The 20,485-nt window shown below is 65.8% G+C and carries 15 protein-coding genes and 2 tRNA genes; 4 read left to right on the forward strand and 13 right to left on the reverse strand.

The window, feature by feature from the left end:
* Window positions 1-42: 42 nt before the first annotated feature.
* Entirely contained in the window at window positions 43-1,947 is a 1,905-nt protein-coding gene (gene thrS, locus BCL79_RS05415; protein WP_121038364.1) for a threonine--tRNA ligase, read from the reverse strand.
* A gap of 407 nt (window positions 1,948-2,354) precedes the next feature.
* Here thrS and BCL79_RS05420 point away from each other — a divergent pair, with 407 nt between their 5' ends.
* The 4 genes from BCL79_RS05420 (at window position 2,355) to BCL79_RS05435 (ending at window position 5,675) form a co-directional block, all read left to right on the forward strand.
* Window positions 2,355-2,651, forward strand: a complete 297-nt coding sequence (locus BCL79_RS05420; RefSeq protein ID WP_121041160.1) for a hypothetical protein — start codon at window positions 2,355-2,357, stop codon at window positions 2,649-2,651.
* Window positions 2,651-2,914: a hypothetical protein gene (locus BCL79_RS05425; RefSeq protein ID WP_121038367.1), complete on the forward strand. Its 264-nt coding sequence runs from the start codon at window positions 2,651-2,653 to the stop codon at window positions 2,912-2,914. Before BCL79_RS05420 ends, BCL79_RS05425 begins: the two co-directional genes overlap by 1 nt.
* 10 nt (window positions 2,915-2,924) lie before the next feature.
* Entirely contained in the window at window positions 2,925-4,490 is a 1,566-nt protein-coding gene (locus BCL79_RS05430; RefSeq protein WP_121038370.1) for a PepSY-associated TM helix domain-containing protein, read from the forward strand.
* 108 nt (window positions 4,491-4,598) lie between these two features.
* Complete coding sequence (locus tag BCL79_RS05435; protein WP_121038373.1) at window positions 4,599-5,675, forward strand: serine hydrolase domain-containing protein; 1,077 nt, start codon at window positions 4,599-4,601, stop codon at window positions 5,673-5,675.
* On the opposite strand, the gene BCL79_RS05440 is transcribed toward BCL79_RS05435, so the two are convergent.
* From BCL79_RS05440 to nuoN, 12 genes are all read right to left on the reverse strand, one after another.
* Window positions 5,644-7,242: a winged helix-turn-helix domain-containing protein gene (locus BCL79_RS05440; RefSeq protein WP_259462108.1), complete on the reverse strand. Its 1,599-nt coding sequence runs from the start codon at window positions 7,240-7,242 to the stop codon at window positions 5,644-5,646. The genes BCL79_RS05435 and BCL79_RS05440 overlap by 32 nt on opposite strands.
* Before the next feature lie 52 nt (window positions 7,243-7,294).
* Window positions 7,295-8,479, reverse strand: coding sequence for a glycoside hydrolase family 18 protein (locus BCL79_RS05445; protein WP_121038379.1), 1,185 nt, complete (start codon window positions 8,477-8,479; stop codon window positions 7,295-7,297).
* A 336-nt stretch (window positions 8,480-8,815) separates the two neighbouring features.
* The gene (pnp, locus tag BCL79_RS05450) at window positions 8,816-10,927 is read right to left on the reverse strand and encodes a polyribonucleotide nucleotidyltransferase (protein WP_121038382.1); all 2,112 of its coding nucleotides are present in this window, start codon (window positions 10,925-10,927) and stop codon (window positions 8,816-8,818) included.
* Window positions 10,928-11,074: 147 nt separating this feature from the next.
* Window positions 11,075-11,335 carry a 30S ribosomal protein S15 gene (rpsO, locus tag BCL79_RS05455; RefSeq protein ID WP_038687260.1) on the reverse strand — a complete coding sequence of 87 codons (261 nt, stop codon included), beginning with the start codon at window positions 11,333-11,335 and terminating at the stop codon, window positions 11,075-11,077.
* Window positions 11,336-11,507: 172 nt separating this feature from the next.
* Window positions 11,508-12,419: a tRNA pseudouridine(55) synthase TruB gene (truB, locus tag BCL79_RS05460; RefSeq protein WP_121038385.1), complete on the reverse strand. Its 912-nt coding sequence runs from the start codon at window positions 12,417-12,419 to the stop codon at window positions 11,508-11,510.
* A gap of 118 nt (window positions 12,420-12,537) precedes the next feature.
* A complete protein-coding gene (rbfA, locus tag BCL79_RS05465) occupies window positions 12,538-12,969 on the reverse strand; it encodes a 30S ribosome-binding factor RbfA (RefSeq protein ID WP_121038388.1) in 432 nt (143 codons plus the stop codon).
* 75 nt (window positions 12,970-13,044) lie between these two features.
* Window positions 13,045-15,687, reverse strand: coding sequence for a translation initiation factor IF-2 (gene infB / locus BCL79_RS05470; protein ID WP_121038391.1), 2,643 nt, complete (start codon window positions 15,685-15,687; stop codon window positions 13,045-13,047).
* 95 nt (window positions 15,688-15,782) lie between these two features.
* A complete protein-coding gene (gene nusA, locus BCL79_RS05475; RefSeq protein WP_121038394.1) occupies window positions 15,783-17,294 on the reverse strand; it encodes a transcription termination factor NusA in 1,512 nt (503 codons plus the stop codon).
* Between the two features lie 4 nt (window positions 17,295-17,298).
* On the reverse strand, window positions 17,299-17,889 hold the full coding sequence (rimP, locus tag BCL79_RS05480) for a ribosome maturation factor RimP (protein WP_121038397.1): 591 nt from the start codon (window positions 17,887-17,889) through the stop codon (window positions 17,299-17,301).
* Between the two features lie 695 nt (window positions 17,890-18,584).
* Window positions 18,585-18,661, reverse strand: a tRNA-Met gene (locus BCL79_RS05485).
* 153 nt (window positions 18,662-18,814) lie between these two features.
* Window positions 18,815-18,891, reverse strand: a tRNA-Met gene (locus BCL79_RS05490).
* 121 nt (window positions 18,892-19,012) lie between these two features.
* Entirely contained in the window at window positions 19,013-20,473 is a 1,461-nt protein-coding gene (gene nuoN / locus BCL79_RS05495; protein WP_121038400.1) for an NADH-quinone oxidoreductase subunit NuoN, read from the reverse strand.
* Between the last annotated feature and the right edge of the window lie 12 nt (window positions 20,474-20,485).

The following is a 20,485-nucleotide window of genomic DNA, read 5'->3' on the forward strand; positions in this document are numbered from 1 at the left end:
CAAACCGGCCCATCGCGGAGCATCCGCAGGGCCGGGACTTTCTTACACGGACTGTTCTGCCTGCAACCGCTCGATGAAGGCCTGGACGGACATGCTGCCCAGATCTTCGCCAGAGCGCGTACGCACGGCCACGGCGCCATTTTCCTTCTCACGGTCGCCAACCACCAGCAGGTACGGGACCCGCTGCAGCGTATGCTCGCGAATCTTATATCCGATCTTCTCGTTGCGCAAATCGGCGTTCACGCGGAAGCCTTGATCTGCAAGGGTTTTCCGCACTTCGCTGACGTATTCAGCCTGCGCATCGGTGATATTGGCCACCACCACCTGGGTCGGAGCCAGCCAGGACGGGAAGGAACCGGCGTGGTGCTCGATCAGGATGCCGATGAACCGCTCCATCGAGCCGACGATCGCCCGGTGCAGCATGACCGGGTGCTTCTTCTGGCTGTTTTCGTCCACGTACTCGGCGCCGAGGCGGCCGGGCATCATGAAATCGACCTGCATCGTGCCCAGCTGCCAGGTACGGCCGATGGCGTCCTTGAGGTGGTACTCGATCTTCGGGCCGTAGAAGGCGCCCTCGCCCGGCAGCTCCTGCCACTCGACCCCACAGTTGCCCAGGGCCGAACGCAGCGCGGCTTCGGCCTTGTCCCAGGTGGCGTCATCGCCAAGGCGCTTTTCCGGGCGCAGCGCGATCTTGATCTGGATCTCGTCGAAACCGAAGGTCGTGTAGACCGCCAGCGCCTGCTGGTGGAACGCCGTCACTTCAGCTTCGATCTGCGACTCGGTGCAGAACACGTGGCCGTCGTCCTGGGTGAAACCACGCACGCGCAGGATGCCGTGCAGCGCACCGGAGGGCTCGTTGCGGTGGCACGAGCCGAACTCACCGTAGCGGATCGGCAGATCGCGGTAGCTGTGCAGGCCCTGGTTGAACACCTGGATGTGGCCCGGGCAGTTCATCGGCTTGACCGCGTAGGTGCGCTTCTCCGATTCGGTGAAGAACATGTTTTCCTGGTAGTTGTCCCAGTGGCCCGACTTCTGCCACAGCGACACATCCAGGATCTGCGGGCAGCGCACTTCGCCGTAGCCGCTGTCGCGGTACACACGGCGCATGTGCTGCTCGACCACCTGCCACAGCGCCCAGCCCTTGGGGTGCCAGAACACCAGGCCCGGCGCCTCTTCCTGCAGGTGGAACAGCTCCTGCTGCTTGCCGATGCGGCGGTGGTCGCGCATTTCGGCTTCTTCGATGCGCTTGATGTAGGCCTCGAGCTGCTTCTTGTCGGCCCAGGCGGTGCCGTAGATGCGCTGCAGCTGCTCGTTCTTGGCATCGCCGCGCCAGTAGGCACCGGAAATGCGGGTCAGCTTGAAGGCCTTCAGGAAGCGCGTGTTGGGCACGTGCGGGCCGCGGCACATGTCCACGTATTCCTGGTGGTAGTACATGCCCATGGCCTGGATCTCCGGCGACATGTCGTCGATCAGGCGCAGCTTGTAGTCTTCGCCACGCGCCTTGAAGATCTCGATGACCTCCGCACGCGGGGTGACCTTCTTGATGACGTCGTAGTCCTGCGCGATCAGCTCAGCCATGCGCTTTTCGATGGCGGCCATGTCGTCGGGCGTGAACGGGCGCTCGGAGTAGATGTCGTAGTAGAAGCCTTCGGCGATGACCGGGCCGATCACCATCTTGACGTCCGGGTACAGCTGCTTGACCGCATGGCCGACCAGATGGGCGGCGGAGTGGCGGATGATCTCCACGCCCTCCTCGTCCTTGGCGGTGATGATGCGCAGGCTGGCATCGTGGTCGATGACGTCACTGGCATCGACCAGCACGCCATCGACCGAGCCGGCGATGGTGGCCTTGGCCAGGCCGGCGCCGATGGACTGGGCGACGTCCATGACACTGACGGGGTTTTCGAATTCACGGCGGCTGCCGTCGGGGAGCGTGATCGCGATCATGAGAGTGCTTTGGTCTGGTGGCCCGCAAGGGGGCCTGGAGAATCCGGGGGCGAGGCAATAAAAAAGCGCCACGAAGGCGCCTGCGTCAGGGGCCGTCGGGGGCGTTCAGCGGTGGGCGGTGGTAGTGCTCATGTCACACGCTAGACCGGCGCAGGGCGCGGGCCACCTTGTTGCCTCGATAGAGATGCCCTGATCTTAAACCAATCCGCCGATGAATGCGCCGCTGCCGCTGCGACCGAGGGACCGGACCGCCTGAATGCGCCCGTGTGGCGCACACAAACCGCAATGATTACCATGCGCGGATTACTGTCCTGCCCAGGACAGGTTTGCCGATTGGATTCCCCCATGCCCTGCCCCGCTTCCTTCCCGGCCTGCCGCGCCCTGCCGCCCGTGCCGGCGGCCGCCCGATGATCACCGTCGCCCTGACCTCGCTTGGCTTCTGCAGCCTGGCGCTGGCCGGCTCGGCGTTCTCGGCGCTGGCGCTGTATGCCGCCTCACCGCACTGCCGCTGGCCGCGCCTGCGCCGTGCCGGCCGGCTGGGCCGGCAGATCAGTCTGGTGGCTGCGGTGGCGGCACTGTGGCTGTGGATCGCCAATCTGGGCATCGCCACCGGCGTGGTGGTGATGCTGTGCAGCTGGATGCTGGTGGCGGTTCTGCTGCCGCTGCTTGCTGCCTGGCACCGCCCGGCACAGGTGATGCGCTGATGTGGGCCCGCGCGGGCGCCGGCCTCCTGGCGGGGTTCTTCGTCGCGGCCGCGGCCACCGGCCTGGTCGCCTGGCTGCCGCCGGGGCCGTGGCAGAGCGCACTGGTACCCAGCCTGATCGCCTTCATTCCGCTGTGGATGCTGGCGGCGATCTGGGCCTTCAGCTTCCGCACCGGGATGCGGGCGTGGGCCGTGATGAGCGCGACCGCCCTGGCCGGATTTGGCCTGTTGTGGCTGCTGCGCCTGACCGGCGCGGTGCAATGAGAGCGATACGATGAAGTTCAGTTCCCAGACCCTGCGCACCTTCACCACGCTGCATACGTGGGTCGGCCTGGTGGCCGGTTTCGCGCTGTTCGTGGCGTTCTACGCCGGTGCGCTGACCCTGTTCCACCACGACCTGCCGCTGTGGCAGACCCCGCATGCGGTGGATACCCCGGCCGCGAGCCTGGACGACGCGCAGCGCCTGCTCGAAGGCGTACTTGAGCGCCACCCGGCCGCACGCGCCCACGTGGGCATGACCTTCCCGGGGGCGGATCATCCGCAGCCGATCGCGTATTGGCAGGATGCCAAGGGCACGTGGCTGTACGCCTGGCTGGACCATTACGACGGCAGCGTGAACCCGCCACAGACCGGGCTGGCCGAGCTGGTCAACGAGCTGCATTACAGCCTGGGCCTGCCGGTCGCGGGCACCTACCTGATGGGCATCGTCAGCCTGCTGTATGGCGTGGCCCTGCTCAGTGGCCTGGTCATCCACCTGCCCAGACTGCTGGGCGATCTGTTCGCGCTGCGCCCGGGCCGCAACCTCAAGCAGATGTGGCAGGACGCGCACAATGTGATCGGCGTGCTCAGCCTGCCCTTCCACCTGATGTTCGCGGTCACCGGCGCGCTGCTCTGCCTGATCTTCCTGCAGATGGCGGCGCTGAATCCGCTGATCTTCGACGGCAAGCTGCTGCAGGCGGTGCCGGCGGCGATGGACACCGCCCCGGTACGCGAGCCCAGCGGCCAGCCCGGCGATGACACCCACCTGCGCATGCTGCACGCACGCGCCATCGAGGTAGCGCGCGCGCAGGGCGTGGCCGATTTCGAACCAGCCTTCCTGAAGCTCGCCCATGCCGGCGATGCCAACGCGACGATCGAGATCACCGGCGAATCCGGCGGCACCCTGGGGCCGCTCGGCGCGGTCGGCCTGGATGCGGCCACAGGCCGCCTGCTGAGCAGCCAGTTGCCCGGCCAGCGCGATGCCAACCATGCCACCCTCAGTGCGGCCTACGCGCTGCACTTCGGCGAGTTCGGCAATGGCGTGGTGGTGTGGTTGTACTTCCTGCTCGGCCTGGGCGGCGCCTTCCTGTTCTACTCGGGCAACCTGCTGTGGATCGAATCGCGGCGCAAGCGGCGCCAGGTGGAACAGGGGCGCGCGCAGATCAACATGGCCCGGGCCACGGTGGGGGTCTGCATCGGGCTGTGCGTGGCAGTCTCGGCGAGCTTCGTGGGCGCGCAGATCCTGGAGCAGATCGCGCCGCAGGCAGTGGATCACGGCATCCGCTGGATCTGTTTCGCCACCTGGGCCGCGTGTGCGCTGTGGGCGGCACTGCGTCGCCCCGACCAGGCCGCCCGCGAGCTGCTGTGGGCGGCCGCCATCAGCACCGCACTGGTGGCGGTGGCGCACGGCGGTCTGACCGGCTACTGGCCGTGGGCGAGCGCGGCACGTGGCTACTGGCCGCTGTTCTGGGTGGATGCCGTGGCACTCGCACTGGCGTTCGGGTTTGCCACGCTGGCCCGTGCGAGCCTGCGCCGCGCGCGGCATGGCGACCCGAACAGCGTCTGGAGTGCACCGCGCTGATTAGCCTGGAGGCCTGCTGCGGCGGGCTTTCAGAATTCTTCAGGCGCCTTTCCAGCACTTCAGACCGCGTCATGGCGTAGTCGGCCCTCATCTCGAGGAGCCTTGCCCATGCACCACCACCAACACCGACTTGCCGCCCTGGTCTTCGCCCTGGCGGCCGCCCTGCCACTCACCGCTCCCGCCGCACCCGCGGCGCTGGACAGCGCCCGGATCACCGCACTGGAATCGGCGATCGCCAGCCAGGACATCAAACAGGTCACCAGCGTGCTGCTGCTGGTGGACGGCCAGGTGGCGTACGAGGGCTACTTCAACGGCGGCACGGCGGAGACCCTCAATGACGTGCGCTCGGCCAGCAAGAGCGTGACCGCGATGCTGGTCGGCGCGGCCATCGGCGACGGGTCCCTGCCCGGCGTACAGGCCCGTGTTTACGACTACTTTCCCGCGTTCACCGCTGGCCATCCCGTCGATCCCCGGCTGCGCGCGATGACGGTGGAAGACCTGCTCACCATGAGCACGCTGTGGGAGTGCGATGACGAGAATGCATTCTCGGCCGGCAACGAAGAGCGCATGTACGTGACCGAGCACTGGCTGGACTTCGCGCTGTCGCTGCCGGTCAAAGGCTTCGCACCGTGGATGACGCGACCGGAAGACAGCCCGCACGGCCGCGCGCATGCCTACTGCACGGTCAATTCCTTCGTGCTCGGCGCGGTACTGGAACAGGCCACGAAGCGACCCTTGGCCGACTACGCCGCGCAGGTGCTGGAGCGCCCGCTGGGCATCACCACGAGCAGATGGAACCGCTCACCGGAGGGCATCGGCATGGGCGGCGGTGGGACGCGTTACCGCAGCCGGGACCTGGCACGGTTGGGCGAACTGGTGCTGGCCGAGGGCCGCTGGCAGGGCAAGCAGCTGATCCCCGCCGGCTATGTGCGGGCGATGCTCAGCGCGCAGGCCACCGCCGGTGATGGCAGCGACTACGGCTATCAGTGGTGGGGGCTGAAGCTTCCGGTCGATGGGCACGGCAGCACCGTGTGGACGATGTCCGGCAACGGTGGCAACTACGTGTTCGTGATGCCGGAGAAAAAGCTGGTGGCGGTGATCACCAGCCAGGCCTACAACCGCAGCTACGCCCACCCGCAGTCGCGCCGCATCCTTACCGAGTTCCTGCTGCCCGCGCTGCGCTGAGGCCCTGGAGGTCTGTTGGCCGCCACGGGGCGGCCAACACCTGGGCACGCTGGGCAGATACGTCCGCCTCGATCGTGTCGAGCAGTCCCTGCCAGCCGGCCGCACCGTGCAGCGGCGCAAACAAGGGGGTGGCGCGCAACCACGCCGCATCGCGGAAGCCGGCGTTCACCGCGTGATGCAGGGCCGCCAGCGCTGCGGCGGCGTCGCCCCGCGCCTGCAGCAACAACGCGCGTTCCAGCGCGGTATCCGACCAACCATCGTCCGCCTGGCCCTCCAGCGCATGCAGGCGCGTGGCGACCCACGCCGGCGTGGCGGCCTCATCGCCATACAGCCCGGCCAGGGTCTGCCCCATCGACTGCTGCGGACGCAGGGCACGGCTACGCTCGAAGGCCTCTGCAGCGCCCTGCCGGTCCCCCTTCAACAGCAGCAGTTCGCCTTGCAGGCGCAGCAGTTGCGGATGCGGCGTGCCGCGGGCCAGCGCCTGATCGAGCGCCTGCTGCGCCTTGCCCGGCTCGCCCATCGCCAGCAGGCTGTGCGGCCAGGCGATGTTGGCGAACACATTGTCGGGATAGAGCTGGAAGTTGTGTGCATGGCGGCGCGCGGCGGCATCGGTGAAACCGAGCAGCTCCAGTTCGCGCGCGACCTGCACGTCGCGGAAGCGAACCCGCTCGGGCGCGCGCAGCGACAGGTTGTCCTGCAGCGCCTGCGCAAGGTACCCGCGTTCCTGACGCAGATAGGCCAGCGAGGCGCGGGTGCGCTCATCATCCGGGTCGCGCTGCAGGGCCTGCTGGTAGTCGGCCATGGCCTGCGGCATCGCGCCGAGGCAATCGTAGGCGTAGCCCCGCGCCGCCCATCCGGCCGCATCGTCCGGCGCCATGCGGACCCCCTGGCCGGCCAGCACCAATGCCTCCTGCGCGCGCTCGCGGGCGCCATTGAACAGGCAGGCATCCGCAGCCAGCGCCCGCGCGAGCCCGCGCCGCGCCGCCAGTGATTCGGGGTCGATCTGCAGCGCCTGGCGGTACAACGCCATCGCGCGCTCGTTGTTGCTGGCCTGGCCGATGCCCGCGTAATACGCAGCACGCTGCAGCACCGGATCGGCAGGCGACACCGGCGCGGTGCCGGGGCGGATCACGATCAACGCGCCAACCGCTGCGGCCGCTGTCATTCCCGCTGCCATCCAGACCCAGTGTGTACGTCCGTGCCTGCGTGTCGCGCGGGCACCCTCAGTGGTACCGGTGGCAACGGTGTCGTGCATCACCGGCTGCGGCGGTGTGCACAGCTGGTAGCCACGGCCGCGCACCGAGCGCACATACCGTGGCCGTCGGCTGTCATCGCCCAAGGCCTGCCTGAGCAACTTCACCCGCTGGCTGATCGCATCCTCGCCGACCACCGCCGGTGCCCACACCTGCTCGGCCAGCGTGTCGAAATCGACGACGGCGTCGCCATGCGCCAGCAGACACTCCAACAGCCGCCAACTCAGCCCGTTGACCGGCAACACCTCATCCCCGCGCCGCACTTGCTGTGCGGTGCGGTCGATGTGCAGATCCAGCAGGCGGACGGTCTCCATGCCGGCAAGCATAGGGCACGTGCCTGCGTCGCGGTGCCCCTTCCCGCGGGGCTTACTTCGCAGGGCCCTGGAACGGCGCCACCATCGCCTTGAGCAGGCTGCCCTGCGCATCGTCGCCGGTCAGCTCCCACATGAAGACACCGCGCAGGCCGCTGTCCTTGGCGAACTTCGCGCGCAGGCCGATCGAGGTGGGATCCTCGAAGCTGACGAAGACCTTCTCGGTGGCGTTGTACAACCACGGGCTCTGCGCAACCCGGTGCCAGTGCCGCTGCCAGCCGGGTTGGCCGAGCATGCTGGCCTGGATCTGCCGCCAGTCGCCGGCCGGATGCGGCACGCTGTAGGGCTGGTAGAGGCCATGATTGGCGTCGCCTTCAAGCTTGAAGCCGCGGCCGTAGAACGGCATCCCCAGCACCAGCTTCTCCTTCGGCACGCCCTGCTGCTCGTAGTAGGCCACCGCGCCGGCCACGCTGTTCCAGCGCTTCAGCCCGGGTGCCAGCGGATCTTCGGGCACCTCGTGCAGCGGCGCGTTGAAGGTGGACACCGCTGAAAAGCCGGTGCCCATGTCGTAGCTCATCAGGTTGATGAAATCGAGCGTGCGGCCGAGCGCCTTGAGCTCATAGCTCCGTGCCGGATCATACGGCCCATCGGTCTGCACGCGGCCGGCCGGCAGTGCGGCGGTGACCAGCCGGTGCTGGCCGTCGGCCTTGTCCAGCGCATCCAGCTGGCGGCGGAACTCGCGCACCAGCAGGGTCATGTTGCGGCGATCCTCCGGGCGGTCGGTGATCTCGGCCGGGCCGCCATACACGGGGAACTCCCAGTCGATGTCCACGCCGTCAAAGCTGCCGCGATGACGCTCGAAGAACATCGCCACGCAGGAAGACACGAAGCGCTGGCGGCTTTGGGCGGTCAGTGCTGCATCGGAGAAGCCCCCGGCGTTCCAGCCGCCGATCGAGATCAACGTGTGCAGCTTGGGATGCGCGCGCTTGAGCGTGGCCAGCGCCTTGAAGTGCGCATCCGCCTCCGGCGCGACCACGCATTGCCCTTGATCGATGGTGGCGAACGCGTAGAACAGATGGGTCAGCGTATCGGCCGGAGTGTTCTCCACCGGATAGCGCTCGGCGGAGCCGCCGGGGTAATACGCACCGATCACCTTGGGCAACGGCTCGGCGGCGGAAGCGGCCTGCGGCATGACGCTGGCGATCAGGACGGCGAGGACAGCGACAGTAGAACGGAACATGGGATCTCCCGGATCGAAGGCGAGGCCACGTTAGCAGCGCGATGTGGTGTGTGGGCGCTTTACGCGGTGATGTCCTGCGAATCCGTCCGGCGGACACGCACGGCTGACCCGCGCGGGCCTGGCGACGGTCTGCAGGCCGCGCAGCGCGAGCGGGTAAGCGCCACAGACATGTCACCCGAGGGCGTCGACTGCGGCGCATGAACACGCAATCTGTCCCGCACGCCCCGCTGCGCAGAACGCGGGCACAAAAAAAGCGGGCCGAAGCCCGCTTTTTTCTTGTCTGCGTAGGCGTGAGGACCGACGGTCCTCACCTACCGCGAGATCGGCGTGGGCCGATTACTCGGCGGCCGGGGCGCCCTCGCCTTCTTCGACGGCCTTCATCGACAGGCGGATACGGCCCTGCTTGTCGACTTCCAGCACCTTGACCTTGACCACATCGCCTTCCTTCAGCACATCGCCGACCTTCTCGACGCGGTCGCTGGAGATCTGCGACACGTGGACCAGACCGTCCTTGCCCGGCAGGATCGTGACGAACGCACCGAAGTCCATGATCTTGGCGACCTTGCCTTCGTAGATGCGGCCCGGCTCGACGTCCGAGGTGATCTGCTCGATGCGGGCCTTGGCAGCCTGCGCAGCGATGGCATTGACCGATGCGATGACGATGGTGCCGTCATCCTGGATGTCGATCTGGGTGCCGGTTTCCTTGGTGATGGCCTGGATGGTGGAACCACCCTTGCCGATCACTTCGCGGATCTTGTCCGGGTGGATCTTGATGGTCAGCAGGCGCGGCGCGTAGTCCGACAGCTCTTCGCGCGGGGCGGTCAGGCCGTGGGCCATTTCACCCAGGATGTGCAGACGGCCAGCCTTGGCCTGCTGCAGTGCCTGCTTCATGATCTCTTCGGTGATGCCTTCGATCTTGATGTCCATCTGCAGGGCGGAGATGCCCTCAGCGGTACCGGCGACCTTGAAGTCCATGTCGCCCAGGTGATCTTCATCACCCAGGATGTCGGACAGGACGACGAAGCGCTCGCCTTCCTTGACCAGACCCATGGCGATACCGGCCACCGGCGACTTCACCGGCACGCCGGCGTCCATCAGGGCCAGCGAGGAACCGCATACCGAGGCCATCGACGAGGAGCCGTTGGATTCAGTGATTTCCGAGACCACGCGGATGGTGTACGGGAAGGCTTCCAGCGACGGCATCACTGCCAGCACGCCGCGCTTGGCGAGACGGCCGTGGCCGATTTCGCGACGCTTCGGGCCCATCATGCGGCCGGTCTCGCCCACCGAGTAGGGGGGGAAGTTGTAATGGAAGAGGAAGTTTTCCTTGTACTCACCGGCGACGGCATCGATGACCTGGCCATCACGGGCGGTGCCCAGGGTGATGGTCACGATGGCCTGCGTTTCACCGCGGGTGAACAGCGAGGAGCCGTGGGTACGCGGCAGGATGCCGGTCTTGACCGAGATCGGGCGGACGGTGTCCAGCGCACGGCCGTCGATGCGGACCTTGGTGTCGAGCACCGAGTTGCGCATGGTGCTGTATTCCAGCTCGCCGAATTCCTTCGACAGCTCGGCCGGGTTCCAGCCTTCGGCGGCCACACGGCCAGCCAGCGACTCGACCACGTCCTTCTTGATCGCCGAGATGGCGTCACGGCGCTGCAGCTTGTCGCGCACCTGGAAGGCTTCGCCCAGGCGCGGGCCGATGGCTTCCTGCAGGGCGCTGATCAGCACGTCGTTCTTGGCCGGGGCTTCCCAGGTCGACGGCTTGGTGCCGGCTTCCACGGTCAGCTCGTTGATCGCGTTGATGACCTTCTGCATTTCGCGGTGACCGAAGGTCACAGCGCCCAGCATCACGTCTTCGGACAGCAGCGCGGCTTCGGATTCCACCATCAGCACGGCGTTGGCGGTACCGGCGACAACCAGCTCCAGCTCCGAATCCTTCAGTTCGGTCACGGTCGGGTTGAGGATGTACTCACCGTTCTTGTAACCCACCTTGGCGGCGGCGATCGGACCCTTGAACGGGGTGCCGGCCAGCGACAGCGCAGCCGAGGCGCCGATCAGGGCAGCGATGTCGCCATCGATGTCCGGGTTCAGCGACATCACCGTGGCGATGATCTGAACTTCGTTCTTGTAGTCTTCCGGGAACAGCGGACGGATCGGGCGATCGATCAGGCGCGAAATCAGCGTCTCTTTTTCGGTCGCGCGGCCTTCGCGCTTGAAGAAACCGCCCGGGATACGGCCACCTGCGTAGAACTTCTCCTGATAGTCGCAGGTCAGGGGGAAGAAGTCCTGGCCCTCACGCGCGCTCTTGGCGGCAACGGCGGAGACCAGCAGCACGGTGTCGTCGAACTTGACGATGACGGCACCGCCGGCCTGACGGGCGATTTCGCCGGTTTCAAGCGTGACGGTGTGCTTGCCGTACTGGAAGGTTTTGGTGATTTTTGCCACGGGGGTTTCCTTGGATGATGCTTTCTTCAATGGACCGCGGGCGACCCTTGCCGCCGACGGGTGACCGGTTGTCCGGCCCATACGTTTGATGCGGTACTGCCAAAACAAAACCGCGGCGCATTCCTGCGCCGCGGTGGGGGTTCGTGCTTAGCGACGCAGGCCGAGCTTTTCGATCAGGGCCTTGTAACGCGGAGCGTCTTTCTTCTTCAGGTAGTCCAGCAGGCTGCGGCGGCGGTTGACCATCTGCAGCAGACCACGACGGCTGTGGTGATCCTTCTTGTGGGTCTTGAAGTGGCCGGTCAGCAGTTCGATGCGGGCGGTCAGCAGAGCGACCTGGACTTCCGGGGAGCCGGTGTCAGCCGCGCTGCGCTTGTTGTCTTCAATGACTTTCTGGGTGTCGATCGACATATCTGTTTTCTCTTGGATGCGTGGCCCGCAGAAACGTCCCATTGACGTACCGCGCGACTCGCCGTTAACGAAAGGATGAACCCGCAGAACGCGGGAAGCCTGAAAAGGCCGCGGAATTGTAACGTCCGCGGGCGTCAGGAACAAGGACCGGGGTGGTGCCCGGGCGGCTCGCTCAGAGGTTGAACAGGCGCTGCGGGGCCAGCAGACCGGTCTCGTCGACCTGGCCCAAGCCCTGGATTGCCTCCGCCGGGCCGAAGACCACCACCCCACCCTGCGGCCAGCTGGCGTCCCGGATCCGCTGCCCGACGCGGAAGCGACGGGTCTGCTCGTCGTCCAGCGTGACCCGGGGGTAATGGGCCAGCCCCGCGTCCAGCGGCAGCAGCAGGGCCTCCATGCCGGCTTCATCGCCCTGCTCGGCCAAGGCGCGCAGGGTGTCCAGGGTGACCATCGGTGCCTCACGGAAGGGATCCACCCAGAGCCGGCGCAGGCCGGCGATATGGGCGCCGCAGCCCAGCGTCTCGCCAAGATCGCGGGCCAGGCTGCGGATGTAGGTGCCTGAACCGCAGGTCACCCGCAGCGACAGCCGGGTCGGCTGCTGCGTCAGCACCTCCAGAACGTGGACCTCCACATCGCGCTCCGGCGCTTCGATCGCCTCGCCACGGCGGGCCTTCAGGTACAGCGGCTCACCCCCCTGCTTGAGCGCGGAGTAGATCGGGGCGCGCTGGCGGATGCGACCGCGCAGCGGTGCCAGCGCCGCCTCCAGTTCGGCCGCACTGATGGCCGGGACCGGGCGCTCGCGCAGCACGGTGCCATCGGAATCGTCGGTATCGGTGGTCTGGCCCAGCACCACCTCGGCGTCATAGGCCTTGGCCGAGCCGAGCAGCAGGCCCGCGATCTTGGTCGCTTCACCGAAGCACAGTGGCAGCAGACCGGTGGCCAGCGGATCCAGGCTCCCGGTGTGGCCGCCCTTCTCGGCGCGGTACAGGCGGCGGGCCACCTGCAGGGCCGCGTTGGAGCTCATGCCGGTCGGCTTGTCGAGCAGCAGGATGCCATCCAGGCGGCGGAATGAAATTCGGGGTGCCATGCATTCAATTCAAAACGGCGCCGTGTGGCGCTGCCGGTCAATCCGGCCTCCGGCGGAGCGGTCGCACTGCGACAGGCCCCGCCCCATAAGACAACAGCCCTTTCGGGCTGTTGGTCCATCAGGCTTTCTTTTCGCCTTCGTCGGCGTCTTCGCCTTCGTCGTCTTCGCCGCCGTCATCACCCTGCCGGCTCTTCTCTGCCGCCAACGTATCGGGCAGATCGCGCAGGATGTTGTCGATGCGCTCGCCGCGATCCACCGAATCATCGTAGTGGAAGTGCAGCTCGGGCACGTGGCGCAGCTTCATCGCCCGCGCCAGCTCCATCCGCAGCTCCCAGGCCAATTCCTTCAGGCCTTTCATGGCCTCCACCGAACGTTCGGGCATCAGCGCGGTGACGAAGATCTTGGCATGCGCCATGTCACGGGTGATTTCCACGTCGGAGACGCTCACCGAAGGCAGGCCGTGTACACGCACGGCGTTGTGCACGAGCGTCCCCAGTTCGCGGCGGATCTGGGCGGAAACACGGTCGGTTCGATGGAAGGTCTTTGGCACGGTAGGCGGACTCGTCTTGAAGGGTGATGCGTAAGCGAAAAAGCCGGACCGCGCGATGCGGTCCGGCCTGGAACATTACAGGGTGCGCGGCACTTCGATACGCTCGAAGCACTCGATCTGATCACCCGGCTTGACGTCGTTGTAAGCCTTCACGCCGATACCGCATTCGGTACCGTTGCGGACTTCTTCGACGTTCTCCTTGAAGCGACGCAGCGATTCCAGCTCGCCTTCGAAGACCACGACGCTGTCGCGCAGGACGCGGATCGGCTTGCTGCGCTTCACCGTGCCTTCGATGATCATGCAGCCTGCGACCGCACCGAACTTCGAGCTGCGGAACACATCGCGGACCTGGGCGATACCGATGATCTCTTCGCGGATTTCCACGCCGAGCAGACCGGAGGCCACCTGCTTCACCTGATCGATCACGTCATAGATGATCGAGAAGTAACGCAGGTCCACACCGTTGGACTCGATGATGCGACGCGCGGAGGCGTCGGCACGCACGTTGAAGCCGATCACGGTGGCCTTGGAGGCAACCGCCGAGTTGGCGTCCGATTCGGTGATGCCGCCCACGCCAGAGTGGATCACGTTGATGCGGATGTCGTCGTTGGACAGCGCGACCAGTGCCTGGCTCAGCGCCTGCACCGAACCCTGCACGTCGGCCTTGATCACCAGGTTCAGCACCTGCTGGCCATCGCCCTTGCCCAGGGTCGCCATGATGTCTTCCATGCGGCTGCCCGCGGACTGCACCAGGCGCGATTCACGGCGCTTGGTTTCGCGCTGCTGCGCAACGTCCTTGGCCAGACGCTCGTCTTCAACCACGACGAAGTCATCACCGGCATCCGGCACGCCGGACAGACCCAGCACCTGCACCGGAATCGACGGGCCAGCCTGATCAGGCTGTGCGCCGGTTTCGTCGAACAGGGCGCGCACGCGGCCGTACTGGATACCACAGACCAGGTAATCGCCCTTCTTCAGCGAACCCTGCTGCACCAGCACGGTGGCGATCGGGCCACGGCCCTTGTCCAGCGAGGACTCGATGACCACGCCGGTGGCGCGACCGTCGGCCACGGCCTTCAGTTCCAGCAGTTCGGCCTGGATCGAGATCGCGTCCAGCAGGTCGTCGATGCCCAGCCCGGCCTTGGCCGAGATCTCGACCATCTGCACGTCACCACCGAAATCTTCGGAGACGACCTGCTCGGTGAGCAGCTCGTTCTTGACGCGCATCGGATCGGCACCGGACTTGTCGATCTTGTTGATCGCCACGATCAGCGGCACACCCGCCGAACGGGCGTGCTGGATGGCTTCCTTGGTCTGCGGCATGACGCCGTCATCGGCCGCCACCACCAGCACCACGATGTCGGTCAGCTTGGCACCGCGGGCACGCATGGACGTAAACGCCGCGTGGCCCGGGGTATCCAGGAAGCTGATCACGCCCTTCGGCGTTTCAACGTGGTACGCACCGATGTGCTGGGTGATGCCACCGGCTTCGCCCGTGGCGACCTTGGTGCGGCGGATGTAATCCAGCAGCGAGGTCTTGCCGTGATCGACGTGGCCCATGATGGTGACCACCGGCGGACGTGCCACCGGCTCGCCCTGGTTGCCACCGGCCAGCGCCAGCAGCGCGTCTTCGGCGTCGTTGGTGTTGGCACGGATCACGTTGTGGCCGAGTTCTTCGGTCACCAGCGCGGCGGTGTCATGGTCGATGGTCTGGGTGATGGTCGCCATGACGCCCATCTTGAACAGCGCCTTGACCACATCGCCGCCCTTGACGGCCAGCTTCTGGGCCAGATCGGCGACGGTGATGGTGTCGCCGATGGTGACGTCACGCACGATCGGCGCGACCGGACGTTCGAACCCATGGGCACCACCGCCGCTGCGCGACTGGTTGCTGTCACGGCGGCTGCCGTGCTGCACGCGCCCGGTCGGACGACCGCGCGAGTTGCTGTTGTTGCCGCGGCGGGCACGATCGGCGGCCGACAGATGCAGCTGACCGGCGAAGCGGTTGCCACCATCGTCGTCGCGCTTGGCGCCCGGACGGTTGTTGTTGTTGTTCGAGTTGCGATCGTCCGAACGCGGTGCCGGACGGGCAGCCGACGGTGCAGCCGGGCGCGCGTTGCGGGCCGGTGCATCGGCAGCAGCCGGCTTGGCCGCAGCCGGGGCCGGGGCCGGCGGTGCGTTCTTGGCCGCTTCAGCAGCGGCTTCGGCCGCCTTGCGCTCGGCTTCGGCACGTTCCTTGGCGTCGATTTCTTCCTGACGCTTGCGGGCGATTTCTTCGTCGCGCGCACGGTCCTTCTCGGCCAGTGCGCGCTGCTCGTCCAGATTGCGCTGGCGGGATTCCTCCAGCTTGCGCAGGATGTCGGCGCGCTCCTCATCCGCGGTCATCGGCTTGCCGCTGGCGTCCTTCATGTAGGTACGCTTCTGGCGCACTTCCACGTTGACGGTCGTCTTGCTGCGGCCGGCACTGACGGTCACTTCCTGCAACTTGCGACGGTTCAGGGTGATCTTCTTGGCGGCTTCGTCGGTGCTCTCGACGGGCTGCTCGGTCTTGCCGTGCGAGCGACGAAGGAAGCCCAGGAGCTTCACCTTTTCGGTACTGGTCACGACCTGGTCGGGACCGCTGAACTTCATGCCGGCTTCGGCAAGTTGTACGAGCAGTTTATCGACCGGGGTGTTGACCAGTTCGGCAAGCTTGCGGATGGTGGTTTGCTGCGACATTCGGATCCTATGATCTGGTTGGCGCTCCCTCGAAACGTGCGAAGGCAGCGCGGAGTCTAAGCCCTGAGCGGGTCAGGGCACTGTTCATCGCTGGCTCATTCGCCGCGCTCCAGGCGGGCGATCTCCTCGGCTCGGGCGGCAAGGATCAGGGCGGCGGCGCGCTCCTGGTCCATGTCCTCGATGCCGAACTCGAGGATCTCGTCGGCGGCCAGGTCCGACAGGTCCTCACTGGTACGCACGCCGTGACCGGCCAGGGCGTAGGCAGTTGCCTCGTCCATGCCTTCCAGGGCGAGCAGGTCTTCCGACGGCGAGCCGTCTTCCAGACCTTCTTCCACCGCGAGCGCTTCGTTGAGCAGCGCATCGCGGGCACGGGCACGCAGCTCTTCGACGATGTCTTCGTCGAAGCCTTCCACGGCCAGCAGTTCGCCGACCGGGACGTAGGCGATTTCTTCCACGGTGTTGAAGCCTTCGGTCACCAGGATGGCGGCGATTTCTTCATCCACTTCCAGCTTGTCCATGAACAGCTGGCGGGCAACACCCTGCTCTGCCTCGGACTTGGCGGTCACCTGGTCCTGGGTCATCACATTGAGCTGCCAACCGGTCAGGCGGCTGGCAAGACGGACGTTCTGGCCGCCCTTGCCGATCGCCTGGGCCAGGCGCTCTTCCGCCACGGCCAGGTCCATCGAGTGCTTTTCTTCATCGACGATGATCGACTGCACTTCCGCCGGCGCCATCGCGTTGATGACGAAGTTGGCGGGGTTCTCGTTCCACAGCACGATGTCCACGCGCTCGCCATTGAGCTCGTTGGACACGGCCTGCACGCGCGAACCGCGCATGCCGATGCAGGCACCGATCGGATCGGTACGCGAATCGTGGGCCAGCACGGCGATCTTGGCGCGGTCGCCCGGATCACGTGCACAGGCCTTGATCTCGACCAGGCCCTGGCCGACTTCCGGCACTTCGAGCTTGAACAGTTCGATCATGAATTCCGGGGCGGCGCGGCTGATGAACAGCTGCGGGCCACGCGGTTCGGAGCGAACTTCGGCCAGGTAACCGCGCACGCGGTCGCCAGCGCGCAGTACGTCGCGCGGAATGCCCTTGTCCTTCGGAATGAAGGCCTCGGCGTTGCCGCCCAGGTCCACATAGATGTTGCCGCGCTCGGCGCGCTTGACCACACCGGTGACCAGTTCACCGACGCGATCCTTCCATGCATCGACCACCTGCTGACGCTCGGCCTCGCGCACGCGCTGGACGATCACCTGCTTGGCGGCCTGTGCGGCGATACGGCCGAAGTCCGGGTTTTCGATCTGCTCTTCGATGTAGTCGCCGACTTCCACGCCGTCGGCTTCATCGATGGCGTCCATCAGACGGATCTGGCGGTCCGGGGACTCCATGACCACGTCATCGGCCACCACTTCCCAGCGGCGGAAGGTTTCGTAGTTGCCGTCCTTGTGGTCGATCGACACACGGGCCAGCACTTCTTCTTCCGGGTAACGCTTTTTGGCAGCCGAAGCCAACGCTGCCTCGATGGCATCGAAGATGACTTCGCGCGGGACGCCTTTTTCGTTGGCGACCGCATCCACTACCAGCAAAAGTTCCTTGCTCATTGGCTCACTCCGCGCGCGGCTTTTTGGCCGCCGGCTCGTTGGATGGTTTCTTGTTCGCCTTGCCACCCTGTTTGGGTGCCGGGCCAGTCGGTTTGGTCGGAGCCAGGCCGAGGGCGGCCCAGTCCGGCATGATGCGCGCCTTGTCGATGTTGTCGATGTCGGCGGTAAACGGGGCATTGTCGACCTTGAAGGTGACCGTGCCTTGTTCGATATCCACGGCGAGGATCTCGCCCTGCAGACGGCGGCGGCCGTCCTGCGGCAGGCTCAGCGTCACCTTGGCGGATTCGCCGATGGCGCGCTCGAACTGGTCGCCGGTGAACAGCGGGCGGTCCACGCCCGGCGAAGACACTTCCAGCGTGTAGTTCGCCGTGATCGGGTCCTCGACGTCCAGCTGGGCGGACACTTCGCGGCTGACGCGTTCGCAGTCGTCGATGTTGACGATGCGCTCGGGCTGTTCGGCCAGCGGCACGTCGATGTACAGGCGCAGCGTGGCACCACCCGGGGCGGTCAGATATTCCACGCCCAGCAGCTCGAGACCCAGCGACTGAACGGTGGGGGCGAGCAGATTCGCGATTTCGGTTGCCTTGTCGCTCACAGTCGGCCTTGATTCGTTGAAAAGAAATACGGGTCTGGTCCGTTGCATGGACCACCTTCCGGAAACAACAAAGGGCCCGTTGGGCCCCTGTCCGGTACAACTCCGGTCATGCTGGATTCCGGTGCAGATGCGCACGTGGTGCGTTCCTGCGAGCCCAGCGTTCCGGGGGTCACGGCGGCCTGGGTACAGGTTGCCGTTCCTGGAAGCCGGTTGCGGGGCCTGTTCATTTCCGTTGACAGGAGATGAGTAGACAGTCCGCTAAGCCACTGATGATAGCCGGTGCACCGCGCTGGTGCAATGGTTGGGGTGGCTACTGGCGCCTCTATTCGGAAAGCTGAACAGCGAAGGCGGGCTGTTTAGGCTTTCGTCGAGGGCATCGGTGCAGGCAGGTCCGCGGGACGCGCCGTGAACCCCGCTCCGCGGCCCGGCCCAGCCGCTGGCGGCTGTGCGTTCGAACGCATGCGAGGCAGTGCCTCGCAGGCAATGCGCCCTCACCCATGGGGGCTCATGGGCGACATCCATGTCGCCCAATGGTCCCGCCAACCTGCCCACACCGCTGCCTACGGAAATGGCTGGCCAGTCACTGAAGTCGCAAGCAAAGGCGGGCAACATTTCAGGCGATGCCACAACGAAAAAAGCGACCTCGTCGACGAGATCGCCTTTTCGTCTACTGCATCTGCACTGCAGATTTTCTGTGGTAGCGGGGGCAGGATTTGAACCTGCGACCTTCGGGTTATGAGCCCGACGAGCTGCCAGACTGCTCCACCCCGCAGCAGAAGCGGAATTGTAAGGGAGTTTGAGTTCCCGTGCAACCCCTTTGAAACATCGGCTGTGAAAGGCGAGCCAGACCCAGGAACGAAAAAAGCGACACCGTTTCCGGTATCGCTTGATTCGTCCACTGCCTCCGGTTTGCACCGGAGCTATATGGTAGCGGGGGCAGGATTTGAACCTGCGACCTTCGGGTTATGAGCCCGACGAGCTGCCAGACTGCTCCACCCCGCAGCAGAAGCGGATGAGTGCGGAAGACCCGGGGGGCTTCCTAGCAACGATGTTCTGGCGAAACCGCTGCATCAACAACTCAGGAGATGAATATTACACGAGTTGCGCACGTTTGTATCGTTTTTTACGAAATATGTGGAAATGCCTGCTGGCACCACACCATGATCGGGTTCCACGCCACGCCCAGGGCCAGCAGCGCCAGGGCATTCACGCCCAGCACCACGCCCAGCACGCGGTCGTTGTTGGCCGGCAGCGGCTCACCCACCGGCTCATCGAAGTACATGACCTTGATGACGCGCAGGTAGTAGAAGCAGCCGATCACGGCGCAGATCACGCCGACCATGGCCAGCCACAGCATGTCGCCTTGGATCGCGGCACCGAGCACGGCCAGTTTGGTCCAGAAGCCCAGGAACGGCGGGATGCCTGCCAGCGACGCCATGATGCACAGCACCAGGCCGGCCATCCACGGGTTGCGGGCATTCAGACCCTTGAAGTCTTCGATCCTCTCGGCTTCAAAGCCATTCCGCGACAAGGCGATGATCGCGCCGAACGCAGCAGTGGACATGATCGCGTAGCTCAGGGCATAGAACAGCGCCGCCGAGTAACCCCGCTCGCCACCACCGGCCATGCCCATCAGCAGGAAGCCGATGTGCGAGACGGTCGAGAACGCGAGCATGCGCTTGAGGTTGGTCTGCGCGATCGCCATCAGATTGCCGATCACCAGCGACAGTGCGGCCAGACCACCGATCAGGTACTTCCACTCGTCGGCCAGCGGACCCACGCCCATTTCCAGCAGGCGGTAGGCCATGCCGAACGCCGCCAGCTTCGGGGCCGAGCTGATGAACAGCGCGACCGGTGCCGGGGCACCCTGGTAGACGTCGGGCAGCCACATGTGGAACGGTGCCGCACCCAGCTTGAAGGCCACGCCGGCGATCATGAACACCGCGCCGGTCAGCAGCAGCATCTTCTCTTCGGTATGCGGAATGGCCGCGTTGATGGCGTCCAGGTGCAGCGAGCCGGTGGCGCCGTAGATCAGCGACATGCCGTACAGCAGCAGGCCCGAGGCGAGCGAGCCGAGCACGATGTACTTCATCGCCGCTTCCGAAGCCAGGCCGTTTTCACGGTTGCTGGCGACCAGGGCGTAGGAGCACAGCGCCAGCAGTTCCAGGCCAAGATAGACCATCAGCAGGCTGCCGGCCGAGACCAGGATCATCATGCCCGCGGTGGCGAACAGGATCAGCACCGGGATCTCGCCCTGGTAGAGCTTGCGCTCGCGCAGGTAGCTCCAACCGTAGATCAGGGTCAGGCCGCTGCACAGCACGATCACGGTCTTCATCACGTCGGCCGCGTTGTCGCGGACGAACATGCCGTGGAAGACCTCGCCCTGCCCGCCCACTCCGGTGGCGAGCATGAAGAACACGACCGCCAGCGCAGCGATCGAGAACAGGTGGGTCCAGATCTTGTTCTTCTCACTGATGAAAAGATCAAGCATCAACAGGGCGAACGCACTGCCAACCAGCACCAGCTCGGGAGCGAGCGGCGGGAGGTCAGCGGCGGTCAGTGGCAACAGCGGCGAGGTGGTCATCATCAAATCCTG

Source organism: Stenotrophomonas rhizophila (assembly GCF_003651185.1).
Taxonomy (GTDB): domain Bacteria; phylum Pseudomonadota; class Gammaproteobacteria; order Xanthomonadales; family Xanthomonadaceae; genus Stenotrophomonas; species Stenotrophomonas maltophilia_Z.

Coding starts and splice junctions, on each gene's coding strand:
- thrS (WP_121038364.1), bottom strand. CDS start 1,947: ATGATCGCGATCACGCTCCCCGACGGCAGCCGCCGTGAATTCGAAAAC.
- BCL79_RS05420 (WP_121041160.1), top strand. CDS start 2,355: ATGATCACCGTCGCCCTGACCTCGCTTGGCTTCTGCAGCCTGGCGCTG.
- BCL79_RS05425 (WP_121038367.1), top strand. CDS start 2,651: ATGTGGGCCCGCGCGGGCGCCGGCCTCCTGGCGGGGTTCTTCGTCGCG.
- BCL79_RS05430 (WP_121038370.1), top strand. CDS start 2,925: ATGAAGTTCAGTTCCCAGACCCTGCGCACCTTCACCACGCTGCATACG.
- BCL79_RS05435 (WP_121038373.1), top strand. CDS start 4,599: ATGCACCACCACCAACACCGACTTGCCGCCCTGGTCTTCGCCCTGGCG.
- BCL79_RS05440 (WP_259462108.1), bottom strand. CDS start 7,242: ATGGAGACCGTCCGCCTGCTGGATCTGCACATCGACCGCACCGCACAG.
- BCL79_RS05445 (WP_121038379.1), bottom strand. CDS start 8,479: ATGTTCCGTTCTACTGTCGCTGTCCTCGCCGTCCTGATCGCCAGCGTC.
- rpsO (WP_038687260.1), bottom strand. CDS start 11,335: ATGTCGATCGACACCCAGAAAGTCATTGAAGACAACAAGCGCAGCGCG.
- truB (WP_121038385.1), bottom strand. CDS start 12,419: ATGGCACCCCGAATTTCATTCCGCCGCCTGGATGGCATCCTGCTGCTC.
- infB (WP_121038391.1), bottom strand. CDS start 15,687: ATGTCGCAGCAAACCACCATCCGCAAGCTTGCCGAACTGGTCAACACC.
- nusA (WP_121038394.1), bottom strand. CDS start 17,294: ATGAGCAAGGAACTTTTGCTGGTAGTGGATGCGGTCGCCAACGAAAAA.
- nuoN (WP_121038400.1), bottom strand. CDS start 20,473: ATGACCACCTCGCCGCTGTTGCCACTGACCGCCGCTGACCTCCCGCCG.